This is a genomic window from Bradyrhizobium semiaridum (genome assembly GCF_020329505.1).
Lineage (GTDB): Bacteria > Pseudomonadota > Alphaproteobacteria > Rhizobiales > Xanthobacteraceae > Bradyrhizobium > Bradyrhizobium semiaridum.
The window spans coordinates 44199-55953 of the sequence record NZ_JAGKJJ010000030.1 but is presented as its reverse complement, the minus strand read 5'-3'; the positions used below and the strand labels follow the sequence as shown (position 1 = coordinate 55953).

Genomic DNA, 11755 nt, shown 5'->3' with positions numbered 1-11755 from the left:
GCGTCAGGCCGACGACGCCGTGCTTGGCCGCGACATAGGCCGAGACGTAGCCATAACCGGTGAGCCCCGCGGTCGAGGCGACGTTGATCACGCGCCCGCGGCCGCGTTTGGCCATCCCGGGAAGCACGGCGTGCGTCACCAGGAAGACGCTGGTGAGATTGCTCGCCAGCATGTCCGCCCACAGCACCGCATCCGTCTTGTCGAACGGCGCACTGCCGGCCTTGCCGGCGTTGTTGACGAGGATGTCGATCGGCCCGGCCTCGGCCTCGATCTGCGCAACGCCCTTGCGCACCGCCGCCTCGTCGGTCACGTCGATCGCAACGATAGCGCCCGCGCACTTGCCGAGCATCGCGGCGGTGGCCTTCAGCGCATCGATCCGGCGGCCGGCGATGCTGACGCGCACACCGGCCTTGGCAAGCGCGATCGCGGTCGCGGCGCCGATGCCGGACCCGGCGCCGGTGACGAACGCATGAGCATTGGGCCAGAAACTTGTCATGCCTTGCCTCCGGCAGCGGCGCGCTCGAGATTGGCCTCATATTGCGGCTTGCCCGACAGATATTGCTTGGGCCAGGTGATCGACTTAACGCCGATCTTGGCGGCCTCGTGCAGTGTCCAGGCGGGATCGGCGAGATGCGGCCGTGCGATCGCGCAGAGATCGGCGCGGCCGGCGGCGATGATCGAGTTGGCGTGATCGGCTTCCGAGATCGCGCCGACCGCGATTGTGGCGATGCCGACCTCGTTGCGGATCTTGTCGGCGAACGGCGTCTGGTAGAGCCGACCGTAGATCGGGTGATCGTCGGCCCAGACCTGGCCCGACGAGCAATCGATCAGGTCGGCGCCGGCCTCCTTGAACAACTTCGCGAAGGCGAGCGCGTCCTCCGGAGTGTTGCCGCCTTCGGCCCAGTCGTGACACGACAGCCGGACCGACATCGGCTTCTCCGCCGGCCACACCGCGCGGATCGCGCGGAACACCTCCAGCGGATAGCGCGCGCGGTTCTCGATCGATCCGCCACAGTCGTCGGTGCGGCGGTTGGTCAGCGGCGAGAGGAAGCTCGACAGCAGATAGCCGTGGGCGCAGTGCAGCTCCAGGATATCGAAGCCAGCCCCTGCCGCGCGCTTAGCCGCGGCAACGAACTGCTCGCGCACCTCGTCCATCTCGGTGCGGGTCATCGGCTCCGGCACCTGCCCGTCGGGCAGGTAGGGAACCGGCGACGCCGAAACCAGCGGCCAGTTTCCGTCGGGCAGCGGCGCGTCCATGCCTTCCCATGCCACGCGCGTCGAGCCCTTGCGGCCGGCATGGCCGAGCTGGATGCCAATCCGCGCTTGCGAATTGCGATGCACGAAGTCGACGATCCGCTTATAGGCCGCCGCCTGCTCATCGTTCCACAGCCCGCAGCAGCCGGGCGTGATCCGCGCCTCCGGCGACACGCAGGTCATCTCGGTGAACAGCAGGCCCGCGCCGCCCAGCGCGCGGGAGCCGAAATGCACCAGATGGAAGTCGTTCGGCACGCCCTCCTCCGCCGAATACATCGCCATCGGCGAGACGATGATGCGGTTGCTCAGCGACAGGCCGCGGATATGGAACGGGGTCAGCATCGGCGGCGTGACGCGGTCGTTGCCGACCGGCACGCCGTTCCGTTCGGCGAACCAGCGCTCGTAGCCTTCCAGCCAGGCCTTGTCTCGCAGCCGCAAATTCTCGTGGCTGATGCGCTGCGAGCGGGTCAACAGCGAATACATGAACTGCTCCGGCTCCAGCGTGTCAGCATAGCGCGAGCCGACCACCTCGAACCATTCCATCGCGTTGCGCGCGGCGTTCTGGATCCGCGCTACGTCGACCCGGCGCAGCGCCTCATAGGCGGCCAGCACCGCGGGGATGTTCTCCCTGGTGGCACCGTGGATCTTGAACTGGTTGGTCAGCTCGATCGCATCCTCCAGCGCGAGCTTGGTGCCCGAGCCGATGGCGAAATGCGCGGTGTGCGCTGCATCGCCCATCAGCACGACATGGCTGTTGCCGTTGAACGCGGTCCACTTGTCGCAGATCAGCCGCGGAAACGACAGCCAGGCCGAGCCGCGCAGATGGCGCGCATTGGAGACCAGCGAATGGCCCTCGAGGACTTCGGCGAACACCTTCTCGCAGAACGCGATCGAGTCGGCCTGCGCCATCTTGTCGAGGCCGTGGGCGAGATAGGCCTCCTCGGTGGTCTCGATGATGAAGGTCGCCGCGCCTTCCTCGAACTTGTAGATGTGGGCCTGGAACCAGCCGTGCTCGGTCTTGCGGAAGTCGAAGGTGAAGGCGTCGAACGGACGCTTGGTGCCGAGCCAGATGTAGCGGTTCGGCCGCATCTGCATGTCGGGCTTGAAGTCGTCGGCATATTTGACGCGGAGCTTCGAATTGACGCCGTCGCAGGCGACGATCAGATCGGCGTCTGGGAATTCGAGATCGGAGTTCACCTCGCGCTCGAAGATCAGCTCGACGCCGAGCTCCTCGGCCCGTGCCTGCAGGATGTTGAGCAGCCGCTTGCGGCCGATGCCGACGAAGCCGTGGCCGGTGGTGCGCATGCGGCGGCCCTTGATCAGGACCTCGATATCGTCCCAGTGGTTGAAGGCCTGCTCGATCGTGTCGGCGGTGACCGGATCCCATTTGCGCATGTTGTCCATGGTCGCATCGGAGAACACCACGCCGAAGCCGAAGGTGTCATAGGGCCGGTTGCGCTCGACCACGGAAATCCGGTGTGCGGGATCCAGCATCTTCATCAGGATGCCGAAATAGAGCCCGGCCGGCCCGCCCCCGATGCAAACGATGCGCATGGCGATCTCCCGTCTGACGGCCGCGGGTGGCTCGAACGGAGCAGGTTCCCATGGAGCCGATCCCGGGATAATATTTTATACTTAAAATAATTGTCAAGAGCGGTAGCGGCGCGCAATGCGGGTTTGGGTCTCCGCTTGCCGTCATTCCCGGGCGACGCGAAGCGTCGAGCCCGGAATCCATTCATTCACCGACACTAGGGCCTGATGGATTCCGGATTCGTGCTTCGCACGCCAGGGAATGACGATAGGAAAGCTCAGTGCACCGCGGCGTACAGGATCTTGTCCTGGGTCGCCTCGGCGGCGTCGAATTCGGCGACGATGCGGCCGGTGCGGGCGACCAGGATGCGGTCGGAGACGGCGAGGATTTCCGGCAGGTAGGACGAGATCACCACCACCGCCTTGCCCTCGTCGGCGAGGCGGCGGATTTCGCCGTGGATGTGCGGGATGGTGCCGACGTCGACGCCGCGGGTCGGCTCGTCGAAGATGATGATCGAGGGATCCTGCACCAGCGTCTTGGCCAGCACCACCTTCTGCTGGTTGCCGCCGGACAGTTCGATGATCTTCGCCTTGCGCTGCAACGCGCTGATCTTGAGCCGCTCGACCCAGTAATTGGCAAGCTTGCTGCGCCTCGCGCGCGACAGCAGGAAGCTCCAGCCCTTCCGGGTGGCAAGGCTGCCGATATAGACGTTGTCGTCGACCACCATGGTCTCGAAGAAGCCGTTGGCCTTGCGATCCTCGGTGATGTAGGCGATGCCGTCGTTGATCGCCTGGCGCGGCACGCGGTAGCGGATCGGCTTGCCGCGCAGGCGGATGGTGCCGCCATTGACGAGGTTGCGCTTCAGCGCGCCGTAGATAATCTTGGCGATCTCGGTGCGGCCGGAGCCGATCAGGCCGGCGATGCCGACCACCTCGCCGGCATAGACCGAGAACGACATGTTCTTGACCGCCATGCCCATGGTGACGTTCTCGACCGTCAGCACCTTCTCGCGGCGCTGATGGGTCTTTTCCTTGCGGCCATAGACCGCCTGCGCCACGTCGCGCCCGACCATGTGCTGCACCAGCGCATCGCGCGTCAGCTGCTTGGCCGGTGCCGTGATCACCAGCTTGCCGTCGCGCAGCACGGTGATGCGGTCGGCGATTTGCAGGGACTCTTCCAGGGCATGCGAGATGTAGATGATGGAGACGCCGCGGGCGCGCAGGTCTCGCACCAGATGGAAGAAGTGGACGATCTCCTCCGGCGTCAGCGAGGCGGTCGGCTCGTCGAAGATGATGATGCGCGCCTTGTTATAGATCGCGCGCGCGATCTCGACCATCTGCTTCTTGGCGGTGCCGAGCAGCGCCACCGGCGTCGCCGGATCGACATGGAAGTTGAGCGATTGCAACAGCTGCTGGGCCTGGATGTTCAGGGTGCGGAACCGCGTCAGCAGCTTCTCGTTGCCGAGCTCGATGTTCTGAGCGGCGGTCATGGTCGGCACCAGGCTGGTCTCCTGATAGACCATGCAGATGCCGGCATCGAGCGCATCGCGCGGCTGTTCGAAAGCGGCCGGCTTGCCGTCCAGCAGATAGTCGCCGGACGTGAGCCGGATCGCGCCGGCGATCGCCTTGCACAGCGTCGACTTGCCGGCGCCGTTCTCGCCGACCAGCGCATGCACCTCGCCTGGGTAGAGATCGAAATTGACGCCCTCGATGGCGTGCACGCCGCCGTAGATCTTCGAGCCGCTGGTGATTTGCAACACCGGCTCGCGGGCCGCGCTCCGGGTATTGGAAGCCGCCTGCATCACGCCGTCATTCATCGCAGGTCTCCCGTAAAGAGCAGCAGCCGTCCGGCGCCGCGCGCGGCGATGACGACGCCGCGCGGTGTGGCGCAGGCGGCGGTGATGCCGTGGAAGCGGCCGCCGGCGCGGCTGTGCAGGCTGTCGGTGGCATCGCCCTCGGCGTCGAGATGCACCAGTAGGCCATAGGAACGCGGCGGCGCCCATGGCTTCTGGATGCCGAGCGCCTTGACGCCGCCGATCTGCATCGGCTCCAGACAATCGCTGCCGCCGGCGAGCGCCGGCGCCACCCAGTAATCCGGCGGCATCGTTGCCATCATCTCCTCGCGGAAATCGTCTTCCTTGAGCACGAACTCGATGAGATGCGTGCGCCGCGCGAAGATGCCGAGCAGCAGGCCGCCCTGGCCGTCCGGATGCAACCGCGCCGGATAGCCCGGCATGTTGGATGCGATGACCTCGCCGGCGCCGAGGCCGCTGCCGGTGAGCGCGAAGCGGCTGAGCCGGTGCGCCCAGCTTTCGGTCAGCCACAGGCTCTTGCCGTCGGCAGAGACGGAGACGCCGTAGGGATACGCCAGACCGCGCAGCGGCACCTGCGGATTGTCGAGGCCGGCTCCGCAGGTGATCAGGCGGCCGTTGGCGCGCTTCTCCATCAAATCGTGCCGCCACTCGCCGGGGCGGCGGCCGGCGCTGCCTTCGACCGCATAGATGCGGCCATCGGGTGCGGCAGCCACCGACAACAGCCCCGCGAGCGGACTGCCGTCGGCGGCCTCCAGCCAACGCGGCGCGGGGCTTGCGGGATCGATCACCGCAAGGCCCCTGCCCGCCACGCACACCAGCAAGCGGCCGTCCGGATGCAGCGCGAGGCCACCGGCATCGTCGGCGAACTCGGCGACGACGGTACGCGCCGAGAAATCGGCCCCGCCGAGCTTCAAGACCTGCTTGCCGGCAGAGACGTAGAGTGTGCCGTCGCCGGCGGCGATGACGTCGTCGATGCCGGGCAGCGGGTCGCCGATCGGCACCGCCGTGTCGAGCCGGTCGTTCGGGCTGAGCGCGCCGTCGAGCGGCGGGATCGCGTTCTGGCCGCCGTCGCGGTCGATGACGCTTCTGATATCGCGCAGCAGATGATCGAAGAATCCCATTACGCCGTCACCCTGCTCTTGCTGCCCCAATAGGCGTCGTAGCCGGTCCAGCTGTCGTCGACGCCGTCGAGCTTGATGCGGCCGATCCGGTTGTTCTCAAGCCCGCCGAGATAGAGATAGCCCTGATGCTCGCGCATCGAGGTCAGCGTGGAATGCGAGATACCAGTCGGATCCCACCACGACTCCAGCGCCTCGCCCTTCTCGTTGAACTTCAGCACGCAGCCATGGTTCAGCGCGGGTGCCAGCCACTCGTCGGTCGGCACCTGCTTGACCATGCGCAAGCGGAAGCCGGGCTTGCGGCAGGATAAATCGAAGGTCGGGGTGCGGATGCCGACCAGCGCCAGCCAATAGGTGCCGTCGGACGCGCGGTTGATGTTGTCGGGGTTGCCCGGCAACTCGTCCATCAGGACTTCGGTGCGGCCCTTGTTCGGCCCCTCGATCCAGTGCCGGAAGATCTTGCACAGCGAGGTCGACGCGATGAGGATCGATTTGCCGTCGTGGGAGACGCAGATCCCGTTCGGGAAGTAGAAGTGGTTGATAACCGTGCGCGTGGTCTTGGTCGCTGGATCGTAGCAGACCACACGGCCGTTCGGCCTGCCCTCGAGGATGTCGAGGGTGTTGGTGGTCATCTCGTAGCGCGTGGTGCAGTCGCTGAAGTAGATCTTGCCGTCCGGCGCGATGTCGAGATCGTCGGCCATGCGCAGGCGGGAGTCGTCGTTGAGCTTGTACCAGGTGCGATTGGTCTCGTCGGTGACCTTGAAGATACGGCCGTCGGGCGCGACGCCGTAGACGCCCATGCCGGCGACCGCGACGATCAGGTTTTCGTCGCGATCGAACTGCATGCCGAGCGGCCGGCCGCCGATATGGGCGAACACCTCGCGGGTTTCGAAGTTTGGGCCGGAAAAACGGATCACATTGCCGTCGCGGGTCGAGCCGTAGAGCCTGCCCTGGCGGTCGAGGATCACATCCTCGGGGCCCTCGACCTGATCGAGGCCGATCGCCTGCGCATTGATCAGGCGGTCGTTCTGCGCATAGGGCGAGGCCGATCCCGGCTGCACCGTCGGCGCCGCGGCAAGCGGAACGAAGGCCGGATTGACGTAGATCTTCTGGATCGCCTTGCCGCGGTTCTTCGACCATTTGACGTCGATGCCGACGGCGGCGAGCAGGATCATGCCGGTCACTGCCGAAGTGACGTAGCCGGGGATGCCCATCCGCACGAGGCCGTTGATCAGAAGGAAAATGATTAGCGCGCCGATCATCGCCCGCCACACCGTGCCCTTGCCACCGGCGAGCGAGACGCCGCCGAGCACCACGGCGGTGAGCGCCTGGAATTCCCAGCCGACGCCGGTGGTGGAGTCGGTCGAGGACTGACGTGCTGCGTAGAAGATGCCGCTCGCCGCGCACAGCGCGCCTGAGAGCACATAGGTCATGAACAGCATCAGGCGGACGCGGATGCCGGCATGGCGCGCTGCCTTGCGGCTGGCACCGATCGCGGTGAGATGCCAGCCGTAGCGCGAGCGCGACAGGAAGATATGGCAGACCAGCAGCACCACGAACAGCGCCGCCGCGTTGATCGGAATGCCGAGCACGCTGCCGCCGCCGATGAAATCCCAGGCGTCGCTGTCGACCGAATTGGTCGCGAACACCTGCGCGTAGCTGGTGTTGAGCAGATTGACCGAGGCGCGCAGGATGATCAGCGTCACCAGCGTGGTCAGGAACGGCCGCGTCTTCAGGAATCCGATCAAGAAGCCGTTGATGCTGCCGAGCGCGGCGCCGACCAGCAGCGTTGCCGGCACCACGAGGCTGACCGGCCATTCGCGCACCAGGAGGAAATACAGTGCCGCAAAATTGCACAGCGCGAAGATCGCGCCGACGCTAAGGTCGATGCCGCCGGTGACGAGGCAAAACCCCATCGCCAGCGCGACGAAGCCGAATTCGGCAAACAGCCGCAGCAGCGACACCGAGTTCTGCACCGAGGCGTAGTCCGGGATCGTCACCGCGAAATACGCCCACAGTCCGATCATCACCGTAAACGGGACGACCGGCTCGAACCACTGTTTCAGCAGCAGCTCCGACAGCAACAGCCGGGGTGAAAACCGCCGCACCGACGCGGCAAAGGAATCGACTGCCATCGACATCGCGAATTACTCCCTTGAATACAGCCGGCGCGGGACGCCGCACCCCGCGCCGGCTGTCGCGCCCTTGTTAGTTCTTCTTGGGAAGCGCGAAGCAGTTAGCGCCCGAGGCATTGCTCTTGTCGAGCCAGATCGGCCGCGTGTAGTAGACGAGATTGCGCGAGCCAGGCTTCTCGCCGGACACCAGCAGGGTTTCGGCCGCAAACATCAGATCGTGGCCCTGCTCGGTCGCCTTGTAGCTGAGGAATTTATAGAAGTTGCCGGAATTGACCTGGTCGCAATCGAGCTGCGAGCCTTCGCCCGAGGCGAACACCTTCACATCGTCGATCTTGCCGGCATTGCGGATCGCCTGCGCCGCGCCCGCCTCCATGATGCCCCAGAAGCCGATCGAGGCGCACAGGTCAGGATGCTGCTGGATCACGGTCGCGGTGACGTTGAGCGCGGTGTTGGCGTCCCAGTTCGCGGCCTGGTTCGACACCACCTTGATATTGGAGTCCTTGTTCAGCACTTCCATGATGCCGCCGACCTGATCGACGCTGGCGGCGGCGGTGAGTTCGCCCTGCACGATCTGCACCTTGCCGGACTTGCCGGAGCCGGTGCCGCACGCCTTCACCACCTCGGTCGCGAGCATCTTGCCGATCTCGCGCCAGTCGGCGCCGACGAACGCGCCGGACTTGTAGTTCGAGGACATATTGATCTGGATCACATGCGTGCCCTGGCCCTCCGCGCGCTTCAGGTCCTTCATCAGCAGCGTCACGCTTGGGTTCTGCACCACCAGCACGTCGGGCTTCTGGTCGACCAGCGCGGTCAGCGCCTGCTGCATCGCCGAGGGATTGTTGTTGGGATCGCGCACGACGTATTTCATGCCGCGCCACTCGGCCTCCTCCTGCAGCACGCGGCCCCATTCGTCCGACAGCGGCACGCCGAGCGCGATCGGCAGATAGGCGATCGTCTTGCCCTGCAGCGCCTTGTCGTAGACGGCGCGCAGCTCGCGCGCGGTCTTGGTGCCTTCCTCCTGCGCCGATGCCGCGAACGGCATCGCTGCCAGCGTCGCGCCGGCCAGCAGGATCGTCCAGAACTTGGTCGTCTTCATCGTCGTCTCCACCCTGATCAACTTTTGATTCATCATCATGATGGCCCTGTCCCGGGCCCAATCACCTCAAGTCAGTCGCCCTGACGCGCGGTCTCCTCGTCGCGGGGGTGCAGCCAGTTGTCGAGCACGATCGCCGCCAGCAGCACCACGCCCTTGATGATGTTCTGCACCTCGCTGTTGACGTCCATGATGGTGAAGGCGTTGAGCAGCGTGCCGATCAGGATGCAGCCGACCACGACGCTGAACACGCTGCCGCGGCCGCCGATCAGGCTGATGCCGCCGATCACCACGACCAGGACGACGTCGAAGATCATGGTGCCCTGCGTGATCGCCATCTGCATGCTGCCCGTGGTGCCGACCCAGACCAGGCCTGCAATCCAGGCGAGCAGTGCAACCAGCACGTGCTCCAGCACGATCAGCGGCCGCAGCGGAATGCCGGTCAGCCGCGCAGCCTCCGGATTGTCTCCCTGTGCATAGATGAAGCGGCCGATCGAGGTGCGCGACAGGAACAGATGCATCGCGATCGCGCAGACCGCGAACACCAGGATCGGAACCGGAATGCCGAACAGCCGCCCGGCGCCGAGATACATCAGCCCCGGCGCGTCCTTCGGCGCGTAGACCACCCAGGCCGGCGCGATCCAGAACGCAAGGCCATAAATCACGAAGCCGGCGGCGAGCGTCACGAACAGCGCCGGCGCCTCGACGAAGGCGACCATCACGCCGTTGACGACGCCAATCAGCACCGCGATCGCCAGCGCCAGCAGCACTGCCGTGAAAACCGGCATGCCGTTCTGCATCTCGATCAGCGCGATCGCCCAGGAGCCGGCCATGATCGCGACCTCGGAGAGATCGATGCCGCGGCTGATCACGATCAGCCCCATGCCGAGGCCGAGCACGCCGAGGATAGAAATACTCCGCAACAAATTCAGCAGATTGGAGACAGTGGCGAAGCCGTTCAGCGTCAGGCCGAACACGATCAGAAGCGCGATCGTGATCAGGAGCACGATCTGCTCCTGGCTCGGCTTTGCAAGCATCGCGCCCGTGCGGGACGCATCCGCCGGCACAGCAACGTCGCGCGATGGCGATTGCACGCTCATCGTTTCCTCCAGGTATTATTTTGCTTGAGACTTTAAGAGCGCCAATTCATATTCGTCAAATGCATTCGACGGATACGGATTGATCAACACCATGCATGTCCGCGACATCGATCTCAATCTGTTCGTGGTGTTCGATGCAATCTATTCCGAGGGCGGCGTCAGCCGCGCCTGCTTCCGCCTCAACCTGACCCAGCCCGCGGTGAGCCATGCGCTCGGCCGGCTGCGGGCGATGTTCAACGATCCCCTGTTCGTACGCCGCCACCACGTGATGACGCCGACGCCGCTGGCCCGCCAGATCATCACCACGGTGCGCCAGGCGCTCAACGGCCTCGAGACGACGCTGACCCATACCAACCGCTTCGATCCGGCGAGGACGCCGAAGCGCTTCGTGATCGGCCTGCGCAACAATCTCGAGGCGCCGATGCTGAGTGCGCTGGTCAACCGGATCAGCGCGGTGGCGCCACTGGTCGAGATCGCCACCGTGCGCTGCGAACGCAACAATCTGGAGCGCGAGCTTGCGGCCGGCACGCTCGACGTCGCGGTCGACACGCTGTTGCCGCTGTCATCGGAGGTGCGGCGCGAGCAGATCCTGACCGAGCACATCGCGGTGTTCGCCCGCCGCGATCATCCCGCGCTCGGCGCGCGGCTCGACAAGAAGACGTATTTGCGGATGGAGCACGTCTGCGTCACGTCGCGGCGCAGCGGGCTGTCATTCGAGGACTTCCAGTTCCAGCGGCTCGGCATCCAGCGCACCGTCCGCCTGACATGCCAGAATTTCGCAACCGCCTGTCACGTCGTCAGCCGCAGCAACATGCTGCTGACGGCCTCCGAAAGCGCGGCCTCGGTGCTTGAGCAGCCTGGGCTGCTGCAATGCTTCCCCTGCCCGTTCCCGATCAGCCCGCACGTCAATTATCTCTACTGGCATGCCACCGCTGAGGGCGACACGCCCAATCAGTGGCTGCGCGAGCAGCTGCGCACCGCCGCGGCGCTGCTGGCCGGCAGCCAGTTCGGCCGCAGGAACGGGCGCGCGAAGCGGCGCCCCATGGTCGGGCATCCGGCACCGGCAAGCATTGCCGCTGAATAGGTGCTCGACGCGTCAGCGCCGCATTGATGTCGCGACGACATAGCCGTTCTGGCAGACTTTTTCCGAACAATGCGCTCATCTGCTCCGCGTCCTGCCACTGTCATAGACCGCCATGCCGGCGGCCGGATCGAGATCGGTCTCGGTCGCTTCCGTCAACCGCGCCATCATCATGTAGAAGCCGAGCGCGACGATCGCCTCGACGATCTGCTGATCGCTGAAGTGCTTGCGCACGCCGGCGAAAGCCGCATCGCCGACGCGAACCTTCTCGACCACCTCACGCCCGAAGGCGAGCAGCGCGCGCTCGGCTTCGTTCAGCGCGGCATCGCTCGACGGCATCGATCTGCGCCTGAGTGACGCCGACGCCGAGCGCGATCGGCACATGCTGACGCCATTCATAGGCACCGCCCTCGAGCTGCGCGGCCTGCAGGATCAAGAGCTCGCGGTTGACGGCGGAGAGTTTCTGCCTGTGCAGGATCGAGTTGCCGAGCCGCATCGCCGGGATCATGTTGGCCTCGGCATGCGCCATCATGCGGAAGACGTTGAGCTTGACCGGCATGCGGTCGAACGAGGCGCGGACGTCTCCGCTCGCTGTCTCCGGATCAATCAGGGGCAGCCTTGCCACGCGCC

Annotated in this window: 8 protein-coding genes and 1 pseudogene; 1 reads left to right on the top strand and 8 read right to left on the bottom strand. The window is 65.5% G+C overall.

The genetic code is table 11. The features are described from left to right. The 7 genes from J6500_RS26685 to J6500_RS26655 form a co-directional block, all read right to left on the bottom strand. The coding region (locus J6500_RS26685; RefSeq protein WP_225715679.1) for an SDR family oxidoreductase at positions 1 to 496 on the bottom strand (496 nt) is incomplete at its 3' end. After that, positions 493 to 2808, bottom strand: a complete 2316-nt coding sequence (locus tag J6500_RS26680; protein WP_225715678.1) for a bifunctional salicylyl-CoA 5-hydroxylase/oxidoreductase — start codon at positions 2806 to 2808, stop codon at positions 493 to 495. The genes J6500_RS26685 and J6500_RS26680, both read right to left, overlap by 4 nt. Positions 2809 to 3062: 254 nt before the next feature. After that, complete coding sequence (locus J6500_RS26675) at positions 3063 to 4601, bottom strand: sugar ABC transporter ATP-binding protein (RefSeq protein ID WP_225715677.1); 1539 nt, start codon at positions 4599 to 4601, stop codon at positions 3063 to 3065. Further along, positions 4598 to 5719, bottom strand: a complete 1122-nt coding sequence (locus tag J6500_RS26670) for an SMP-30/gluconolactonase/LRE family protein (RefSeq protein ID WP_225715676.1) — start codon at positions 5717 to 5719, stop codon at positions 4598 to 4600. The genes J6500_RS26675 and J6500_RS26670 overlap by 4 nt, the downstream gene beginning before the upstream one ends. Then, complete coding sequence (locus J6500_RS26665; RefSeq protein ID WP_225715675.1) at positions 5719 to 7857, bottom strand: ABC transporter permease; 2139 nt, start codon at positions 7855 to 7857, stop codon at positions 5719 to 5721. The genes J6500_RS26670 and J6500_RS26665 overlap by 1 nt, the downstream gene beginning before the upstream one ends. Positions 7858 to 7924: 67 nt before the next feature. After that, positions 7925 to 8947 (bottom strand): sugar ABC transporter substrate-binding protein, encoded by a 1023-nt coding sequence (locus J6500_RS26660; RefSeq protein WP_225715674.1) that lies wholly within the window; start codon positions 8945 to 8947, stop codon positions 7925 to 7927. A 71-nt stretch (positions 8948 to 9018) separates the two neighbouring features. Then, positions 9019 to 10044, bottom strand: coding sequence for an ABC transporter permease (locus J6500_RS26655; RefSeq protein WP_225715673.1), 1026 nt, complete (start codon positions 10042 to 10044; stop codon positions 9019 to 9021). A 79-nt stretch (positions 10045 to 10123) separates the two neighbouring features. Between J6500_RS26655 and J6500_RS26650 the strand changes: the two genes are divergently transcribed. Continuing rightward, positions 10124 to 11128 carry a LysR family transcriptional regulator gene (locus J6500_RS26650; protein WP_225715672.1) on the top strand — a complete coding sequence of 335 codons (1005 nt, stop codon included), beginning with the start codon at positions 10124 to 10126 and terminating at the stop codon, positions 11126 to 11128. Positions 11129 to 11203: 75 nt separating this feature from the next. On the opposite strand, the pseudogene J6500_RS26645 reads toward J6500_RS26650, so the two are convergent. Next, positions 11204 to 11750, bottom strand: a pseudogene (locus J6500_RS26645) (carboxymuconolactone decarboxylase family protein). Positions 11751 to 11755 lie beyond the last annotated feature (5 nt).